The following is a 19,656-nucleotide window of genomic DNA, read 5'->3' as shown; positions in this document are numbered from 1 at the left end:
ACATAACGTATAATTATTCCATCATGTCATTGGCTTTATTAACAACTTTCCTGTTGTCGTTCGTTTTACTTTTTTGCTTTCGAAAAGTGGCAAAGAGAATCAACCTCGTCGACAAACCTAACGCGCGTAAACTGCACACTGGTGCCATTCCTCTTGTCGGTGGCGTGTCCATTTACTGCGCGATTGCGCTGACTTCTGTGCTCTACGTGGATATGACCAATGATGATTGGCTCTATCTGGCTTGTGGTGCAGTACTGATTGGTATTGGTGTGCTGGACGACAAGTTCGACATCAGTTTCAAGGTGCGTCTGTTTGTGCAGGCGGGCATTTCGCTTGCGATGATTTTCGCAGCAGACCTGAACCTCGCTAGCTTGGGCAGCATTGCCGGCAATGTGCCTTTGTTTTTGCCAGATTGGGTGAGCTACTTTGTCACCATTATTGCGGTCATTGGCGCGATCAATGCGTTCAATATGGTAGACGGCATTGATGGGCTGCTCGGCGGGTTGGCCTCTGTCTCTTTCGGTGCGCTCGCCATCATGTTCTGGTTAAGTGGCGATACCGCACTCGCCATAAGCTGTTTGATGTTTATTGCCGCGCTCATTCCTTATATTTTGTTGAACCTTGGTATTCCGCTAGGTCCACGTTTTAAAGTCTTTATGGGTGATGCTGGCAGCATGCTGATTGGCTTTACCGTGGTGTGGTTTCTTATCCGTGGTTCACAGAACATCCATACCGATGCGATTCGCCCCGTTGCGGCGTTATGGTTTATTGCGTTGCCGTTGATGGACATGGCAACCATCATGACGCGCCGTATCCGAAAAGGGCATTCGCCATTTAAACCGGATCGTGAGCATTTGCACCATATTTGCCAGCGTATCGGATTGTCTTCACGCATGACCTTGGCGGTGATTTGTGCCTTGGCGGCGAAGTTTGCAGGTATCGGTATTATCGGTGAAATATTGCTGATCAGCGAAACCATCATGTTTATTGCATTTTTGCTGTTGTTCTCGGTGTACTTCTACGTGATCAGCCATATTTTCCGCATCACCGCGAAAATCAGGCAGTGGATGGGTAAATCACCATTGGCGGAAGAAGCCTCGCTGTGATGTGACGAGTTTAAAACTTGAGCGAAGCGGATTGATATTGCTAGGATTAATAAAGCCAGAAGTGAAAGCTTCTGGCTTTTTGTTTTAGTTTTTCTATTCGGACTTGGAATACGCATCGTATATGGCTAATACATTATCAAAACAGGGCATGCTGCATGTCATGTCAGCCTTGTTGGTGCTGGTTGCATTCATCTCTCTGTTTAGTCCACTTGGCTTGTCGGAGCTAAATGTCGACCGGAAGGCATTTTTCTTTGGTCATGGCGATCTCCTTTTGCACTTTGCGTTATTTCATTTTGCTGCTTGGTTGGTAGTGCCGCTTGGCCGTAAGGTGCAGCCTTATGTCTATATCGGCTTACTTGCGCTGGGTGTCTTTTCAGAATGGGCTCAGGATGCTTTTATTGCCAACAGAGACGGCAGTGTGAATGATGCCATGGCCAATGTGGTGGCGGTGTTGCTTGTTGTGATTTTCCAACAGAGCTATCTGTTTTGGAAAGCGAGGCGAGCATAAAGGTAAGTGCGCTTTGGCTGAGGGCGTTATTTACGGTAAAAACTAATCAATAGTGTCTGGTGATAGATGTGCGTAAATGTTATTCGCTAATTTACCCATGAATCGCTTTTATATTTTCTTCTCTTCTCTTCTCTTCTCTTCTCTTCTCTTTTTTCTCCTTTCTCTTTCTTAACTTGCTTCCTTCTCTGTTATCTCTTTCGTAGTTTTGCTTTTCACTCCTTCGTTTTGCTGTTGGCTTTCGTTACGTTCCCTTTTCTTTTGTTGAATTAGAGCAGCGGCATAAGCTCTGTCGCCTAAGAGCAGTCGCATAAGAGCAATCACATAAGAGATTGAGGTAATCACGTCTGTAAGCGTGTATTACCAAAATCAATACACCGCGTATGACGCAATTATACAAATATTAAAAGCCTGTCTTGTTGTCTGGCATTTGGCCGAGGTAAGTATGGGAAAATCTATTCTTGTCGTAACCCATGGCATGGGTGAACACACTGCAGAAGCGACAAAAAAGAAGGTAATTAAAGCCGCAAACATAGCGTTGAGTCGCTATCCCTCCTCTAAAGATACAAAGTTTGAAGACCACGTTGAAATCGTCTCCATTGGCTATGACGATATCTTCGAGGCAGAAAGAAAGCGTATTAAAGCCGCGAATGAGCCTATCAGTGCCTATTTTAAAACGCACAGCAATCTTCCTGCCTCGTTTATTCAGCAAATTGTCTCCCTTGAATCACGCATTGATAAAGACACCTTTTTCACCACCCATATTTTGGATGTGCTCTTGTATGCTGGTCTCCATGGCCCTCGCGTAAGGTTGCGACTCGCAGAGAAATTTGCTGAGGCGATGTCAACGCGGACAAGCGACCAAGCGGTGCATGTGATGGCGCATTCGTTAGGAACCGCAGCAATGCACGACATGCTGGCGAAGCTTTATGACAAAGGCATAGAAGACGAGAACGGAAAGCGACATGCCTATACACCGGGTGAACTGAGAATTGACTCCCTTTGGATGATATCGAATGTCAGCCAGTTGCTGTATTCGGTGAACCGGAATGTATTAGGCACGAGCCTGAACCCGCTACTAAGTAAGGTGAAACCCGCGACGGATGACTCAGGGTGTGCGGAATACTTCTTTAATGTTTTTCATGAGTTTGACCCCTTTACGCTCTTCGGTCGTTTTGACCCGAAATTTGATGAAGAGTGGGTGAGTGCAAGGGTCTTTCAGCGTAACTACGTGCGTATTGAAACGGAAAGGTTTACCTATTCGGCTAATCCGCATGATTTGGTTGGCTACTTAACGAACCCCAACGTGGCGATTGAGTTTTTAGACAGGGTGATGCCGACAGGCACGTTTAACGTTAGCGATGCGGAAGTCGATGAAGCGCACCGTGACGTGCAAGATGTGCATAGCGGCGTGAAAGCGATTAAGGATTATGTCTCTGCGATTGACTCCTTCGATGATCTGAAAGGTTTGGTCTCGATGATAAAAGCATACGGCGAATTCATTGAGGGCCTGCTGGGCCAAGACCCTGATGATGACTAAGACCTTGATGAAAATAAAGAGAGGAGCGTGAGATGAAGCGGATATCAACCATTCTATGCGTCATTGTTGGTTTGAGTCATGGTGTTGCATGGGGCGCAGAGTGTAATGCAGACAGTGGGAATGCACATTGGGCATCATTAACAAAAACCTCAAACGCGTTTGGCAATATATTGCTTGAGGCGCAGGGTAGAGAGTTAACCGTGAGCGAGCAACTGCAAGCGGAGAAATGGCTGAAAGAGACACTAGCGTCGGCACAGCAGATTGATCAGGTTTTCGGGCTTTCAGGTGCTAACAGTGCATCAGCACTGGTTGAGTCATTCACCTTTCAAAACACAACGGCAGGTGCTTGGATTGCGGATTCTGAAAAACTGTTTGGATTTGGTTTTGACGAGGCTCGCCGCCGCAGTGGCCTGCCGGATGAATTGTACCTTGATGGCGGTTCAATACCGGTAGAGCTCGACACCCAAGCCTATAGCGAACAATGTGCTGCTGTAATGGCATGTGGTGCTGAAAAGGTGAATGCCTGTCGAGTGTACGTTGATGATTGGGTGTCTGCGGTGAATGCCTATAAAGATGCCGTGTTTAATGGCAAATCAAAGATTATCTACGGATTAGCGGTGGCCTACGGCAACGCATGGGACACTTATTTTGACGAAGCGCGTTCACAAACGTTTCTCGACAGAATGGTGACCGCCCGATTTAACCGTGATGCGCTGAAATCGAATGAATTCGTGCTACCACCGAAGTACCAATACTTTTTTCTGCATCCAAGTGTGCTGATGGAGTACGTCGATAAGGCGGCGGATGGGAATCAGTTCGAAGCGGCATTGGCGGTGGAATGGTTCGGTATTAACTCTTGGCAAAGCTGTTTTGGAAGCGATTTTGCATGTGGCGCATCTTTAGTAAGTACTTACTCTGACAGGGCGGGCGTGGATGATGTTGGCCACGGTCTGATGCTTCATATCGACAATAGCTATTCATTTGGTGCGACGACGCGAGATGGCGATGTGGGGTATTTCGTTACTGTGGATTTACTCAAATTGTTCGAAGACAAGAAAACCGAAGTGAAAGCCTGGCAAGACCGCGCGCAGGAAGTGCTGGGAAGCCAGTGAGTTGCAATGCACAAAACAAACAATGAAGAAGGGAGACGCACAATGAGTATGCCAATACTTGAGCCAATTCCGATCAAGACGAAAGGACACCCTTTTCACATTCAACTGTGGCGTTGGATCACGGCGATTCGTTCTTGGAAGGTAGTGGAGAACTGGCACTACAACTATAACGGCCACGAGTACGTGATCCCAAAAGGGTTTGTGTTTGACGGGGCATCGATCCCCAGGCCCTTGTGGTTCCTTTTATCACCGACTGGGTTGTTGTTTATTCCTGGTCTTATTCATGACTTTGGCTATCGATTCACCTACCTTTGGGAAGTCGATGACACCGCAGAATGCGGTTACAAAAAATCGCTCGTTTGCACTAAGCGAGGACCTTGGGATGTCATGTTTCACCAAGTGAGTAAAGAAGTGAATGGCACCAAAATCATCAGTGCGCTGGCGCATCTCGCGTTGATGATTGGAGGCTCAAAAGCTTGGAAAGACAACCGAGAAAGGGATGAACAGGATATCTGTCCCAACGAGGGGAAATGTGGGTGTAAGTCTGGTTCGTAATACTCATTTTTTAAATCCCAATTCGTGACGTTCATTTCGTATCACCAATAAAGACAAAGACTGCCTATAACAGGCAGTCTTTTTCTCTCTGCTGATTATGGTATTTTGTTGCGCTTTGAGAGTATTTATTTTGCCTACAACCCACAACAGAAAATAAGTTAGACATACAGTCTAAATATTTGAACTCCGCCTCAATACTCGCTGAATACGCACTTGTTTTTTATCCATTTGGAAGGAATGATCTTCTTGCGCTGATAATTTTAAAAAGCGAAACGAGTTATCTATGTCTTTAGCCGTACTTACAACGTTTCTTCTCTCTTTCGTATTGCTTTTTGCCTTTCGAAAGTTGGCAAAGAAAATCAATCTTGTCGATAAACCCAATGAAAGAAAACATCACAAAGGGGCAATCCCACTTATTGGCGGTGTATCAATTTATGTGTCGATTTTAATTTCCTCACTGCTGTACGTGGATACCTATCCTGATGATTGGCTTTACCTATTTTGTGGTGCCGTATTGATCATCATCGGCGTTCTTGATGACAAGTTTGATATCAGTTTTAAGGTGCGCCTGCTGGTACAAGCAGGAATTTCGCTCGCCATGATTTTTGCCGCGGGTTTGAGCCTAGACAGCTTGGGAAGTATTGCGGGGAATGTGCCCGTTTATCTGCCTGCATGGGTAAGCTATTTAGTTACAGTGCTGGCGGTCATTGGGGCAATTAATGCCTTTAATATGGTCGATGGCATTGATGGGCTTCTTGGTGGTTTGGCGTCGGTCTCTTTCGCTGCCTTAGGTGTGATGTTCTTAATCAATGGTGATATAGAACTGGCGACCAACTGCGCAATGATGATCGCTGCACTTGTACCTTATATTTTGCTCAATTTGGGTATTCCGCTGGGCCCTCGCTTTAAAATCTTTATGGGTGATGCGGGGAGTATGTTGATTGGTTTTTCGGTGGTGTGGTTTTTAATCCGAGCCTCCCAAGCTGAACACAGCGATGCGATTCGCCCTGTAGCGGCACTTTGGTTTATCGCATTACCTTTAATGGATATGGCGACTATCATGACGCGGCGCGTCCGTAAGGGACAATCGCCGTTTAAGCCTGATCGCGAGCATTTCCATCATATTTGTCAGCGCATCGGTCTTTCTTCAAGCATGACCTTAGTGGTGATTTGCATCTTGTCGTTTTGCTTAGCTGCTATTGGCATTCTAGGCGAGGTATATAAGGTTAATGAAACTGCGATGTTTATGCTCTTTCTCGTTTTGTTTGCGATTTATTTCTATGTGATCAGCCATATCTTCAGAATCACATCACGCATTCGAATCTGGCTAGGTAAACAGCCCTATGAAGAAGAAACAACTGGATAACAATCTAGACAAAAATGAAGGGAGCGATGGCTCCCTTTTTATTTTCACTAATAAACCTCTCACTCTGGGATTGTCCTGTTGTTTGCAGTAAATGCCTGATTTTTATGATCTTGCAACAAATCATGCTCACAACTTTCAAAGTTAGCCGGAATATATAACGAATAAAAATGGAATCGGTGTCACATAATGTGATCTATCTATCAGAATGCCAATTATCCAAAAATCTGGCTTGCGTGCTCTTTTTATCGGCATAAAATTGCAGCCATTATTTTTATGGATGTATGAGACATGCTGACGTTTAGCAATACGCCATGCCCAAATTGCAAAGAAACGGGTGGCTTTCTTCGTATGAGACGTAACCTTATGGAACGCTCTCTCACGAAAAGGCATTATCAAAAAGTTAAATGTCCTCAGTGTGAGGCGGTTTCATTCATTGGGGCAAAGATTAAGATCTAATTCCTGCCTCCGCTCTTTGCCCATGTTAAAGCCAGTGCCTTCCAGCACTGGCTTTTTGCGTTTTAGACTGTCATTGAACGAGTCATCTTACTGACATCGCATCATCATTTCCTTGCCTCTTTTTTATCGAAAAAGCGTCATGTTCTACATTTAAGGTATGTCTTGTTATTCCGCCTGAGTGTCTCTGATAAGGCACTACGCTGTAAGACTAAGCGACGCTAACTGCTGAAACCGAAAAGGACCGTGAATGAAGATTGCCGTGGCAGGAACGGGTTATGTAGGTTTGTCGAATGCAATGCTACTTGCGCAACACAATCATGTGGTCGCGGTTGATATTGTTAAAGAGAAAGTGACACAGCTTAATAATGGGCGTTCACCCATTGCGGATAAAGAGATTGAGGCGTTTTTATCTCGGGACGATATTCGATTTTACGCCACACTTGATAGCCGAGAAGCGTACTCGTGGGCAGATATGGTGATTGTTGCGACGCCGACGAATTACGATCCTGAAACGGATTTTTTTGACACATCTTCGGTGGAAAAGGTCATTGAAGAGGTTACACATGTTAATCCCGGAGCGTTAGTCGTCATTAAATCGACGGTGCCAGTGGGGTTTACGTCAGCTATGCAGCAAAAGCATTCGTCCGAAGACATTATTTTCTCCCCCGAGTTTTTAAGAGAAGGGCGCGCACTTTACGATAACCTTCACCCTTCTCGTATTATCATTGGGGCAAACACCCCTCGAGCATGCCAATTTGCGGGCTTATTGGTTGAAGGCGCGGCGAAAGAAGATATTCCCATTCTTTATACCCATGCCACCGAAGCTGAGGCGATCAAGCTTTTCTCTAATACTTACCTTGCTATGCGTATCGCGTTTTTTAACGAGCTTGATTCGTATGCGGAATCATTGGGGATGAGTACGAAAGAGATCATTCAAGGTGTGTGTTTGGACCCGCGTATTGGAAACCACTACAACAATCCATCTTTTGGCTATGGTGGGTATTGCTTACCGAAAGATACCAAGCAACTGCTTGCGAACTACCAGAAGGTGCCGAATAACATCATCGCGGCGATTGTTGATGCGAATAGAACCCGCAAAGATTTTATTGCCAACGCGATTTTAGAAAGAAACCCGAAGGTGGTTGGGATATATCGCCTGATCATGAAATCGGGCTCTGATAATTTCCGTGCTTCTTCGATATTGGGTGTGATGAAAAGGCTCAAGGCGAAAGGCATTGAAGTTGTGGTGTATGAGCCAGTCTATAAAGAGGCGACATTGTTTAATTCTGAAGTCATTACCGATTTGGCGGCATTTAAAGACCGCGTGGATGTGATTGTGTCTAACCGCATGGATGATGACTTAGAGGATGTTGCAGCGCGCGTTTACACGCGAGATTTGTTTGGTGTGGATTGATCATTGATGTTGTGACAGTCACTGGAAATGGCAAAAAAAACCGCCTTTGCCAGGCGGTTTTTTTTGTTGATGCTAATTAGGAATGAAACTGCTCACAGGCGAGCAAGGTATTCTCAATCAAGGTGGCGACTGTCATTGGGCCAACGCCACCCGGCACTGGCGTAATGTGGCTGGCTTTTTCTTTCGCCACGTTATATTCGATGTCGCCAACCAGTTTGCCGTTATCGAGGCGGTTGATACCGACATCAATCACTACGGCACCTTCTTTGATCCAATCGCCTGGAATGAAGTTGGGTTTACCCACGGCAACCACGAGTAGGTCTGCTTGGCGCACATGCGATTCAAGATCTTTAGTGAAACGGTGGCAGGTGGTTGTTGTACAACCAGAAAGCAACAGTTCCATGGTCATTGGGCGGCCAACGATGTTTGAGGCACCGACGATAACGGCATGCTTGCCTCGTAATGGGACGTTGTAGCGTTCCAGCAAGGTAACAATCCCTTTTGGTGTGCATGAGCGCAGCTTTGGAATGCGCTGGCACAAACGGCCTACGTTGTAGGGATGGAAGCCATCGACGTCTTTCTCAGGGTGGATGCGCTCAAGCACATTGGTGGTGTCCATTTGTGCAGGAAGAGGTAGCTGAACGAGGATGCCATCAATTTCGGCGTCTGCATTCAGTTCATCAATCAACGAAAGTAATTCTGTCTCGCTGGTGGTTGACGGCAAATCGAATGACTTTGAAATAAAACCGACTTCTTCACAAACGCGACGCTTGCTACCTACATACACTTGCGAGGCGGGATCATCCCCTACCAAAACGACGGCCAGCCCCGGCACTCTCAATCCAGCTGCTTTCCTTGCTTCAACACGTGCGGCGACTTCCTGTCTAACGGTTTGAGAGATAATTTTTCCATCAATGATTTGAGCGGCCATGGTTTTCCTTTGGAAATGAAAGGGATGGTGAACAGGCCTTATTTTGACAAAAAAAGTGTGACATGGCTATAGCGCAAACGTTTGCCTTTTGCGCTATCCCCAAACAACCTGAAGATGCAGGGATTAGCGAGCACCTTCATGTGGTTTGGGGTTATTGCTATGTGGTTTATTCAGACGTTGGAGAAGATTCAATGAATTGCGAGAAAAACTGCTCTGTGAATGCGGGTTCTTGCGCAACAAGTTCATCAATACGCTTGTCATAATGCGCTTCAATCGACGTTGCTAACCATGATTCTATGTTTTGCATAGAAACAAACACTGATGTGCGCTCGTTACCCAACTCTCGACCATCCAATAATCGGAAGCCGGAACCCGATATGCCGGAAATGATACCGACGAGCTCGCCGTTGGTTTTAAATACGCCACCACCGCTCATGCCAGACTGGACGGGAGCATCGGTAATACTGGCATCACAATTGGCGAACATGTCGCTATCTACAAACCGCACATCCAAATAGTAGATGCCGACGCCTTTCAATATCTCGCCGCCCAGTCCTTTGCCTACGGTGATAAGCGCATCTTTTTCATTAAGCTTGGCTAAGGGAGGGAAGGACACATTGGTGTTGTCTTGCTTGATTAATGCGACGTCACAATCAGGGTGAAAGGCAACAACGTCGCTAAAATCGATTTTTGCCACATGTTTGGCAGTAAGACTGAGTTCGTCAGTGATGGGGACACTGGTGCCATGTCCTCCGAGTAATAAAGGAATTCCAACAGGAAGATATTTTACAGCAGGAGCGTTGGTTTCTTCGACAACCTCTAATGGGCCATTTACCAGAATACAGCCTTGAAGCGCAAATAAAGAAAGTGTGGTAACAATGGTGCGGCAATCTATCCGAAACATCTGAGTACCTCCTCGGCGTTGTGACTTGAGTCGCATTCCCAGGTCGCTTAATTTGAGCGTAGGGTCTCAAAACTGAAACGTACAAATTACTAATGATATTTTTATCAGTTAATTAATAACTGCATGTAAACATTGAATTAAATTTTAGTCCCTATAAAGATTGTGGGTAGGTAAAGTTAGGCAGAGTGTCAAATTTTTACCGTTGACCATTCTTTTGTGCGCTTTTTATTGGTTAATGACGAGTGTCTAGTCAATTCGTGAAAGAAATGGGTGAGAGTAGGGAGTTAAGCGTCGGCTGTACGGTTACATTTATCGCGACGAAAATTAAGTAAATATGCGTGTTTTAAATTAGATATAAAACGATAGAAAACGCTTGGTTTGGGCGGGAGTCTGAAGTGCCAAAAATATACGGTTTAGCGTGTTGTAATGCTAAGGGAAAAGGGAAAAGGGAAAAGGGAAAGGAAAAAGGGAAAGGAAAAAGGGAATAAAACTGGCGAGCGTCAGGTTGACGCTCGCCAGTGAAATCAGGAGGGAGTAAAACGCCTAGTTCGGTGGCTTACATATCCACTGGCAATGCTGCATCGACACCGTTTGCACCGCGAGAGCGATTACGCTTGGTTGATACCAGCATATACATCAATGTGGCTGCAAAGCAGATAACCAGATAGAACATCAGGCCACCCTCTACGCTCATGGCTTCACCCGCAATCACAGGGCCGATAACAGAGCCGACACTGTAGCTCAGCAACATAAGTTCTGCTGCTGCAACGATTTTTGATGCACTAAGATCGCGACAGGCCAACGTGATAGCTACAGGGTAAAGCGCAAATGCCGCTGCACCCATAATAAACAGGCCTGCCATCATGCCCGCTGCCACGGTGGCAATTTCGTACATCGCGATAGAAAGCAATCCAACCAGGCAGAAGAGTGCCATCAGCAGCGATTTTTCTACGCGTGAATTCAGCCAGCTTACCAATGGCTGTACAGCCATACCGCCCAAAATCACGATTGCCATCAATGCGCCTACTTGGTCATGGCTGTATTTGGCTTCTAACTCCAATGGCAACAGTCCGTAAATCGCACCCAGAATCAGGCCTGATACGATACAACCAATGTAGGCTGCCGCTGGCAGGCTTTTCATTTCATTAAAATGAATGCTGGTGTGTGCAACAGATTGTGGTTGGCCTTTGCGGATCACCAGTGGTGGGAACATTGCCGCAGAGAACAGCGCAGCAACAACCATCAGTGGCAGTGCACCTTCGGTACCAAACATACCGATGCCAAGCTGTCCTAACGCCGAACCACCGTATAGTGACGCCATGTAGAGACCCAAACGTTTGGCGCGTGCTTTTTCGGTGTCAGCCATTAGCAGCCAAGATTCGATAACGACAAATACACCGGCAACCGCAACACCGGCGGTAAAACGCGCGGCTAGCCATACCGCAGGTGAGGCAATGGTTGCCATCAAACCGACAGTACCGACAATCGCAATAAGGAAAGCAACCAGAGATTTACGGTGACCTGCTTTACCTACAATGCGCGCGCTGATCAGCGAACCGCCCAAGAGGCCAGCGTAAAATACGCTTGCTAACCAAGATGCAAGATCGTGCGACATACCTCTTGCATCAAGTGCAAGTGGAATGAGGCTCATCAGGAATCCTGAGGCAACTGCAAAAAGGCTTAGGCTGATAACAGGCACAAGTGGGCTGTTGCGATCAGCCTGAATAACAGGGTTCTGTTGCAATGCTTTTCTCTTATCAAATTGAATTTAGGACGAAAAAACCCGCACAGGAGGTGCGGGGTATAACACATAGAATTATGTGATCTGGTGCGATTATTCTTTCGCCAAGGATAAACGTAAAGAGAGATAAATTTGTCGTGACGATTAAATTAATTGATTAAAAATCAACTGCATAATTATGTTTGGCTAGTCTGTGCAATTGATTGATTTATCGGTCTTTTTTCGCTTCTTTTCCCAGCTTTTATGCACGCCTTTTGTTAAAGATGAAAAGGTGGTTTCTACTTTATCTATACCGACCAAAACAAAAAGTACAAATCCACATAAAAGGAGAGCCTGACGACCATAGTCAAACGCGATGATCATGCCTAGGCCTGCCATTAACCAAACGACTGCTGCGGATGTAACGCCCTGAATTTGTCCATCACGCGACATCATCACGCCAGCACCTAAAAAGCCAACGCCGGTAACGATTTGCCCTAGCACCCGTGCATGGTCGAGAGAGTTTTCGGAAAGCGAAGTAGCCAGACGCATAAAGACGTAAGTGCCTAACACAATAAGAATGGCAGTACGAATGCCAACGGGTTTGCCACGAAGCTGACGTTCCAAACCTAGAATCCAACCGCAGGCCGCGCAGGTTAATACGCCTTCCCAACTGAATGGAGAAATATCCCAAAACTCGGCCACTGACGGTGTCTCCTCTATATAAACGGAAAAATAAGGCACGAAAAAAGTGTGGTGCACTATCCTCTTGAGGGTGAAAAAGCTCAAGGGCAAAGATGATGAAATGTTTTTGTGTTTACGTCAGAGTTTGTTCATCTACCTAAACAGCCGACAGCGAGGGATGCTGGTGGGCTTGACCTTGCAAAATGCCAGTCACGTAATCGCGGGAATCGTCATTATGATTTCGTTGTTTTGTGGTTGGAGGCGGTTTTAATGCAATAGTGAGTTGAATGTTTGTTTTCTAGACACTTAACAGGCTTTTATAAGGAAAACCGTTGACGACAGTGTATTGGGCTTTATAATCCGGCCTTGCACTCTCACTGAGTGTGAATGAAGTGCGCCCTTAGCTCAGCTGGATAGAGCAACGACCTTCTAAGTCGTGGGTCACAGGTTCGAATCCTGTAGGGCGCGCCACTTCTTCCTTCTGAAAGTCTCCCTTTATTTATCTTTTTGAATCAACACCGCTTTATGGTGGTTTTTCGCGTATTCAGTTTTTACTGCCTCAATTTGACGTTTTTCCGCGAATCTCTGCGTATTTTCTTCAGTTTTCCCCTTGAATTTGATTTTACCGCCCCAATCTCACAGAAACACGACGATGGATACAGCCCGTCTCGACTCATTCGGGCCATGCCGCTATAATGGCGCGTCTTAAAAATCACGCCTCGTGTTTTGAGGTTTATCGATGCTGGCGTATTGACGCTAAGTATCCCGATTCACAGGCGCTATGGCGATAGATTCGTTGTAGCACGAAAGGATGCTAACGGCAGGAGCCGTGCAACATCACTCAGCAAACCTGAGTAAGTTTTGAGGTTAAATATACAATGCAAGTTACCGTTGAAACCACAGAAGGCCTAGAGCGCCACCTGACTATCACTGTTCCAGCAGCAAACATCGAAGACGCAGTTACTGCTGAACTACGCAACATTGCTAAAAATCGTCGTTTCGATGGTTTCCGTAAAGGTAAAGTGCCTTTGAAGATGGTTTCACGTATGTACGGCCAAGCTGTACGTAACGACGTGATGGGTGAAGTGATGCAGCGTCATTTCATCGAAGCAATCATCAAAGAGAAAATCAACCCAGCGGGTGCACCAACTTTCACTCCAGTTGACACTGAAGCGGGCAAAGATCTGGTATTTAAAGCTTCTTTCGAAGTTTACCCAGAAATCGCGCTGAAAGATCTGGACAAAGTAGAAGTGGTTAAGCCACAAGCTGACGTTAAAGAAGAAGACGTTGCTGAAATGATCGAGACTCTGCGCAAGCAGCAGGCTTCTTGGTCTGAAGTTGACGCAGCTGCTGAAGAAAACAGCCGTGTAACTATGGACTTCACTGGTTCTATCGACGGCGAAGAATTCGAAGGCGGTAAAGCTGAAGGTTTCGCACTGGTTATGGGCCAAGGCCGCATGATCCCAGGTTTCGAAGACGGTATTTCTGGTAAGAAAGCGGGCGAAGAGTTCACTATCGACGTGACTTTCCCAGAAGACTACCACGCTGAGAACCTGAAAGGTAAAGCAGCGAAGTTCGACATCAAACTGAGCAAAGTTGAAGCGCAAGAACTGCCAGAACTGACTGAAGAGTTCGTTGCACGTTTCGGCGTTGAAGACGGTAGCGTTGAAGGCCTGAAAGCAGAAGTTCGTAAAAACATGGAACGCGAACTGAAGCAAGCGGTTAAGAACAAGATCAAAGAGCAAGTAATCGACGGTATGGTTGAGCAAAACAACATCGACGTACCAGCTGCTCTGATCGACCAAGAAATCAACGTTCTGCGTCAGCAAGCTGTTCAACGTTTCGGTGGCCAAATGGAGAACGCTCCTGAACTGCCACGTGAACTGTTCGAAGAACAAGCACGTCGTCGCGTAGTTGTTGGTCTGCTTCTGGGTGAAGTGATCAAGTCTGAAGAACTGAAAGCTGACGAAGAGCGCGTTAAAGCACTGATCGCAGATATGGCTTCAGCTTACGAAGATCCAACTGAAGTAGTAGCATACTACGAGAAAGACCAGCGTCTGATGGAAAACATGCGCAACATCGCACTGGAAGAGCAAGCAATCGACGCTCTGCTAGCTAAAGCACAAGTTTCTGAAAAAGAGCAAAGCTTTAACGAACTGATGAACCCAGTTCAAGCGTAAGTGCTAGAATTGTTGAGTGGACAATTGACTTAGAATTCACTCTTCTGATAACAATGGTCCGAATGAAGTAATTTCATCCGGGCCATTTATTTTAGGGAAATAAGACTATGAGCTTTCAAAATAATAACGGAATGCCTTCTATCATGGATGCGTTGGTACCGATGGTTGTTGAACAGACTTCCCGCGGCGAACGCTCTTATGACATTTATTCCCGCTTGCTGAAAGAGCGTGTGATCTTTCTGACCGGTCAGGTCGAAGATCATATGGCAAATCTGGTTGTGGCGCAGTTGCTGTTTCTCGAATCAGAAAATCCAGACAAAGACATTTACCTTTACATCAACTCACCAGGCGGTTCCGTAACTGCGGGTATGTCGATTTACGACACCATGCAGTACATTAAACCAGATGTGAGCACTGTGTGTATGGGCCAGGCGTGTTCAATGGGCGCGTTCTTGCTTGCTGGTGGTGCGAAAGGTAAACGCTTCTGTCTGCCAAACTCTCGTGTAATGATTCACCAACCACTGGGCGGCTTCCAAGGCCAAGCTTCAGACATTCAGATCCATGCGCAGGAAATCCTGACCATCAAACAAAAACTGAATACCCTGCTAGCTGAGCACACAGGCCAACCGTTAGAAGTGATCGAGCGCGATACTGACCGTGACAATTTCATGGCTGCGTCTGATGCAGCGGAATATGGTCTGGTAGATGCAGTTTTGGCAAAACGTGATTAATTTTTAATTCTGAGACAGTTAGGGTCTGTGACGCTAACTGATTCGGAATTGAGTCTCTCAGCATTCTGTTATTTCTGCTGAGATGTTATAGACTCAGATCATGGCAAACATGGGCGAGAGCCTAAAGAGGTTAGCGAATGACAGACAAGCGAAAAGACGGTGGCAGCGGCAAACTGCTGTACTGCTCTTTCTGCGGCAAAAGCCAGCATGAAGTACGCAAGTTAATTGCTGGACCTTCTGTTTATATCTGCGATGAGTGTGTTGACCTATGTAACGACATCATTCGTGAAGAAATAAAAGAGGTCATGCCGAAGCGCGACAGTAACGAACTTCCTACTCCACAGGAAATTCGTGCGCACCTTGACGACTATGTTATCGGTCAGGAAAGAGCGAAAAAAGTGCTTTCCGTAGCGGTATATAACCACTACAAACGACTGAAAAATGGCGACACCAATGCAGACGGCGTAGAGCTGGGCAAAAGTAACATTTTGCTGATCGGTCCTACGGGTAGCGGTAAAACGCTACTGGCAGAAACCCTAGCGCGTTTCTTGGATGTACCGTTCACAATGGCGGATGCAACCACGCTGACGGAAGCAGGTTATGTGGGTGAAGATGTAGAAAACATCATCCAAAAACTGCTGCAGAAGTGTGATTATGACGTCGCTAAAGCAGAACGTGGCATCGTTTATATCGATGAGATCGATAAAATCTCACGCAAATCTGATAACCCATCTATCACCCGTGACGTTTCCGGTGAAGGTGTTCAGCAAGCATTGTTGAAACTGGTTGAAGGTACAATTGCATCCGTTCCACCTCAAGGTGGCCGTAAACACCCTCAGCAGGAGTTCTTGCAGGTAGATACCTCTAAGATTCTGTTTGTGTGTGGTGGTGCATTTGCTGGCCTCGACAAAGTGGTCGATCAGCGCGTAGCAAAAGGTAGCGGTATTGGTTTTGGCGCGGAAGTGCGTTCTAAAGACCAAGAAGCAACGTTGAGCGATTTGTTCAGCCAAGTTGAACCAGAAGATTTGGTGAAATACGGTTTGATCCCAGAATTTATTGGTCGTCTACCAGTGACCGCGATTCTGAGTGAGCTGGACGAAGATGCGCTGGTGCAAATTCTGCGTGAGCCGAAAAACGCACTGACCAAACAGTACGCAGCATTGCTGGAAATTGACGGCGTAGAGCTTGAGTTCCGAGATGACGCGTTGACAGCGATTGCGAAGAAAGCAATGGACCGTAAAACCGGTGCACGTGGCCTTCGTTCTATCGTTGAAGCGGTACTTTTGGACACCATGTACGACCTGCCGTCAAACAAAGACGTCACCAAAGTGGTTATCGATGAATCGGTCATCAAAGGCGAGTCTGATCCACTGCTAATTTACGAAGCGGCGGAAAATCAGGCAGCGGGTGCTGAGTAATACGTCTATTTGTGCGGTTATTCTGCTGCAAAATTAATCATTTGTGCTAGCAGAGTACAGAAAAAAGGGGGCTTGAGCCCCCTTTTTTACTTTCTGCTGGCTACGCCGTTGAATCCTGACAAACTATCCCCATATACTCTTTAATATCAAAAACGGAAGAGAGAAAAATATGAACTTGGAGCGTTCCGAGCGCATTGAAATTCCGGTCCTGCCTTTGCGTGACGTGGTCGTTTATCCTCATATGGTTATTCCGCTGTTTGTGGGAAGGGATAAATCGATTCGTTGCCTTGAAGCAGCGATGGACAATGATAAGCAGATTCTATTGGTTGCTCAGCGTGACGCAGCGACCGACGACCCATCCATCTCTGACCTCTATGAAGTAGGTACAGTCGCGTCAATTTTGCAGCTGCTGAAACTGCCTGATGGCACAGTGAAGGTTCTTGTAGAAGGCTTACAGCGCGCTGATATTAAAAAATTCCGCGAAGATGATTTCTTTACGGCTGAAGCTGAGTATCTCGTGACCCCAGAAATGGACGAGCGTGAGCAGGAAGTACTGGTACGTACGGCCATCAGTCAGTTTGAAGGTTTTATCAAGCTAAACAAAAAAATCCCGCCTGAAGTTCTGACATCACTTAACGGTATCGATGAAGCGGCGCGTTTGGCCGATACCATTGCTGCGCACATGCCGCTGAAGCTGCATGACAAGCAACAAGTGCTGGAAATCATCGACATTGCCGAGCGTCTTGAGTTTCTGATGACCATGATGGAATCAGAAATCGATCTGCTGCAGGTTGAGAAGCGTATTCGCAGCCGTGTTAAGAAGCAGATGGAAAAGAGCCAGCGCGAGTACTATCTGAATGAGCAGATGAAGGCTATCCAGAAAGAACTGGGTGAGCTGGATGACGCGCCAGACGAATTTGAAAGCCTGAAGATGAAGATTGAAGAATCTAAAATGCCTCAGGAAGCAAAAGAAAAGACAGAACAAGAGCTTCAGAAGCTTAAGATGATGTCGCCGATGTCTGCAGAAGCCACCGTTGTGCGCAGCTATATCGATTGGATGGTGAGTGTGCCATGGTCGAAGCGTTCAAAAGTGAAGAAAGATCTGGCCAAAGCGGAAGAAATTCTGAATGCAGACCATTTCGGTTTGGAGCGTGTGAAAGAACGCATCCTTGAGTATTTAGCCGTACAAAACCGTATTAATAAGCTGAAAGGTCCAATCCTGTGTTTGGTTGGTCCTCCAGGTGTAGGTAAAACCTCACTGGGTCAGTCTATTGCGAAAGCAACGGGTCGTAAGTACACCCGTATGGCTCTGGGTGGCGTACGTGATGAAGCGGAAATCCGTGGTCACCGTCGTACCTACATTGGTTCTTTGCCGGGCAAACTGGTTCAGAAGATGGCAAAAGTGGGCGTGAAAAACCCATTGTTCCTGCTTGATGAGATCGACAAGATGTCATCAGACATGCGTGGTGACCCATCTTCAGCACTGCTGGAAGTGCTGGATCCGGAACAAAACAATGCGTTCAACGATCACTATCTGGAAGTGGATTACGATCTGTCGGATGTGATGTTTGTGGCGACGTCGAACTCGATGAACATCCCAGGCCCATTGCTTGACCGTATGGAAGTGATTCGCCTGTCGGGTTACACCGAAGACGAAAAACTGAATATTGCGAAGCAACACTTGGTGGAAAAACAGGTTCAGCGTAATGGCTTGAAACCGCATGAAGTGACCATCGAAGATTCAGCGATCATCGGTATTATCCGTTACTACACACGTGAAGCGGGTGTACGTGGCCTTGAGCGTGAAATTTCTAAACTGTGTCGTAAAGCAGTGAAAGAGATTCTGCTGAACAAAGAGTTGAAGACCATCACGATCAGTCAGGAAAACCTGAAGAACTATCTGGGTGTTCAGCGTTTTGACTACGGCAAAGCTGACGAGAGTAACCGTGTTGGTCAGGTAACGGGTCTTGCATGGACATCGGTAGGCGGTGATTTGCTGACTATCGAAACCGAATCTATGCCGGGCAAAGGCAAACTGACACAAACCGGTTCGCTGGGTGACGTGATGCAGGAATCGATTCAGGCTGCGATGACCGTTGTCCGTACTCGTGCTGAAAAGCTGGGTATCAATAACGATTTCTACGAGAAGCGTGACATTCACGTTCACGTGCCTGAAGGTGCGACACCGAAAGATGGCCCAAGTGCGGGTATCGCAATGTGTACTGCGCTGGTATCGAGCTTAACAGGTAACCCTGTGCGTGCTGATGTGGCGATGACCGGTGAGATTACCCTGCGTGGTGAAGTATTGCCAATTGGTGGTTTGAAAGAAAAACTGCTGGCTGCTCACCGTGGCGGTATCAAAACCGTGATCATTCCAAAAGAGAACGAACGTGATCTGGAAGAGATTCCTGATAACGTGAAAGCCGATCTAGACATCCATGCCGTACGCTGGATTGATGATGTTTTGACGTTAGCACTTCAGAACAATCCGCTTGGAATCGAGCTTGTGACGCCCCAAAAGAGTGACGCGCAGCAAAATTAAGCAACGTAAAGCGCTGACAGTCGGTAAAAGGCTTGTCAGCGTTTTTTTTGAGGGCTAAGTTAATGGAAACGCTGCAAGCCCTTAATTATTAACAGCTACAGCGTTTGTAGGTCTTGTTTGATAACTTAGGTGGACAATTTGCTGTTCGCCGCCGCAAAAAATGGGATTTGTGGTTCGTTTGTAAAGGGGATAAATAGTGAACAAGTCGCAGTTAATCGATAAAATTGCACAAAATGCTGATCTTTCTAAAGCGTCTGCAGGTCGCGCGCTGGATGCTCTGATTGAAGCAGTTTCAGACAGCCTGAAAGACGGTGACCAAGTGGCACTTGTAGGTTTTGGTACTTTTTCTGTTCGTGAGCGTTCAGCACGTACTGGCCGTAACCCACAAACTGGCGCGGAAATCAAAATCCCAGCTGCTAAAGTCCCAGGCTTTAAAGCTGGTAAAGCTCTGAAAGACGCGGTTAACTAAATCTAACTTGCCGTTTTGCTCTT

The 19,656-nt window shown here is 46.4% G+C and carries 16 protein-coding genes and 1 tRNA gene; 13 read left to right on the top strand and 4 right to left on the bottom strand.

Annotated elements, in window-relative coordinates:
- Positions 1 to 23 precede the first annotated feature (23 nt).
- The 7 genes from wecA (LRP49_RS14820) to LRP49_RS14790 all read left to right on the top strand — a co-directional run bounded on the left by wecA (LRP49_RS14820) (position 24) and on the right by LRP49_RS14790 (position 8,054).
- Positions 24 to 1,106 carry a UDP-N-acetylglucosamine--undecaprenyl-phosphate N-acetylglucosaminephosphotransferase gene (wecA, locus tag LRP49_RS14820; RefSeq protein ID WP_274143080.1) on the top strand — a complete coding sequence of 361 codons (1,083 nt, stop codon included), beginning with the start codon at positions 24 to 26 and terminating at the stop codon, positions 1,104 to 1,106.
- A 121-nt stretch (positions 1,107 to 1,227) separates the two neighbouring features.
- Complete coding sequence (locus LRP49_RS14815) at positions 1,228 to 1,614, top strand: hypothetical protein (protein WP_274143079.1); 387 nt, start codon at positions 1,228 to 1,230, stop codon at positions 1,612 to 1,614.
- A gap of 442 nt (positions 1,615 to 2,056) precedes the next feature.
- On the top strand, positions 2,057 to 3,151 hold the full coding sequence (locus tag LRP49_RS14810) for a hypothetical protein (protein WP_274143078.1): 1,095 nt from the start codon (positions 2,057 to 2,059) through the stop codon (positions 3,149 to 3,151).
- 32 nt (positions 3,152 to 3,183) lie between these two features.
- Positions 3,184 to 4,263: a hypothetical protein gene (locus LRP49_RS14805; RefSeq protein WP_274143077.1), complete on the top strand. Its 1,080-nt coding sequence runs from the start codon at positions 3,184 to 3,186 to the stop codon at positions 4,261 to 4,263.
- Positions 4,264 to 4,305: 42 nt separating this feature from the next.
- Positions 4,306 to 4,818 (top strand): DUF1353 domain-containing protein, encoded by a 513-nt coding sequence (locus tag LRP49_RS14800; protein WP_274143076.1) that lies wholly within the window; start codon positions 4,306 to 4,308, stop codon positions 4,816 to 4,818.
- A gap of 283 nt (positions 4,819 to 5,101) precedes the next feature.
- Positions 5,102 to 6,184, top strand: a complete 1,083-nt coding sequence (wecA, locus tag LRP49_RS14795; RefSeq protein ID WP_274143075.1) for a UDP-N-acetylglucosamine--undecaprenyl-phosphate N-acetylglucosaminephosphotransferase — start codon at positions 5,102 to 5,104, stop codon at positions 6,182 to 6,184.
- 703 nt (positions 6,185 to 6,887) lie between these two features.
- Complete coding sequence (locus LRP49_RS14790; protein WP_274143074.1) at positions 6,888 to 8,054, top strand: nucleotide sugar dehydrogenase; 1,167 nt, start codon at positions 6,888 to 6,890, stop codon at positions 8,052 to 8,054.
- Between the two features lie 76 nt (positions 8,055 to 8,130).
- Here the strand turns inward: LRP49_RS14790 and folD are convergent, their stop codons facing one another.
- The 4 genes from folD to LRP49_RS14770 form a co-directional block, all read right to left on the bottom strand.
- Entirely contained in the window at positions 8,131 to 8,985 is an 855-nt protein-coding gene (gene folD, locus LRP49_RS14785) for a bifunctional methylenetetrahydrofolate dehydrogenase/methenyltetrahydrofolate cyclohydrolase FolD (RefSeq protein ID WP_274143073.1), read from the bottom strand.
- A gap of 166 nt (positions 8,986 to 9,151) precedes the next feature.
- The gene (locus LRP49_RS14780) at positions 9,152 to 9,889 is read right to left on the bottom strand and encodes a S1 family peptidase (protein WP_274143072.1); all 738 of its coding nucleotides are present in this window, start codon (positions 9,887 to 9,889) and stop codon (positions 9,152 to 9,154) included.
- 556 nt (positions 9,890 to 10,445) lie between these two features.
- Positions 10,446 to 11,633 (bottom strand): MFS transporter, encoded by a 1,188-nt coding sequence (locus LRP49_RS14775; protein ID WP_274143071.1) that lies wholly within the window; start codon positions 11,631 to 11,633, stop codon positions 10,446 to 10,448.
- A 183-nt stretch (positions 11,634 to 11,816) separates the two neighbouring features.
- A complete protein-coding gene (locus tag LRP49_RS14770) occupies positions 11,817 to 12,314 on the bottom strand; it encodes an MgtC/SapB family protein (RefSeq protein WP_274143070.1) in 498 nt (165 codons plus the stop codon).
- A 373-nt stretch (positions 12,315 to 12,687) separates the two neighbouring features.
- On the opposite strand from LRP49_RS14770, the gene LRP49_RS14765 reads away from it, so the two are divergent.
- The 6 genes from LRP49_RS14765 (at position 12,688) to hupB (ending at position 19,633) form a co-directional block, all read left to right on the top strand.
- Positions 12,688 to 12,764: transfer RNA gene (locus LRP49_RS14765), tRNA-Arg, on the top strand.
- Between the two features lie 407 nt (positions 12,765 to 13,171).
- The gene (tig, locus tag LRP49_RS14760) at positions 13,172 to 14,473 is read left to right on the top strand and encodes a trigger factor (protein ID WP_274143069.1); all 1,302 of its coding nucleotides are present in this window, start codon (positions 13,172 to 13,174) and stop codon (positions 14,471 to 14,473) included.
- A gap of 107 nt (positions 14,474 to 14,580) precedes the next feature.
- On the top strand, positions 14,581 to 15,204 hold the full coding sequence (gene clpP, locus LRP49_RS14755) for an ATP-dependent Clp endopeptidase proteolytic subunit ClpP (RefSeq protein ID WP_274143068.1): 624 nt from the start codon (positions 14,581 to 14,583) through the stop codon (positions 15,202 to 15,204).
- A 137-nt stretch (positions 15,205 to 15,341) separates the two neighbouring features.
- On the top strand, positions 15,342 to 16,622 hold the full coding sequence (gene clpX, locus LRP49_RS14750) for an ATP-dependent protease ATP-binding subunit ClpX (RefSeq protein ID WP_274143067.1): 1,281 nt from the start codon (positions 15,342 to 15,344) through the stop codon (positions 16,620 to 16,622).
- 169 nt (positions 16,623 to 16,791) lie between these two features.
- The gene (gene lon / locus LRP49_RS14745; RefSeq protein WP_274143066.1) at positions 16,792 to 19,164 is read left to right on the top strand and encodes an endopeptidase La; all 2,373 of its coding nucleotides are present in this window, start codon (positions 16,792 to 16,794) and stop codon (positions 19,162 to 19,164) included.
- A gap of 196 nt (positions 19,165 to 19,360) precedes the next feature.
- Entirely contained in the window at positions 19,361 to 19,633 is a 273-nt protein-coding gene (gene hupB / locus LRP49_RS14740; protein WP_067416220.1) for a nucleoid-associated protein HU-beta, read from the top strand.
- Positions 19,634 to 19,656 lie beyond the last annotated feature (23 nt).

It is taken from the genome of Enterovibrio qingdaonensis (assembly GCF_028683135.1).
GTDB classification, from domain to species: domain Bacteria; phylum Pseudomonadota; class Gammaproteobacteria; order Enterobacterales; family Vibrionaceae; genus Enterovibrio; species Enterovibrio qingdaonensis.
The sequence above is the reverse complement of the archived record's forward strand: the minus strand, read 5'-3'. Positions and strand labels throughout refer to the sequence as shown.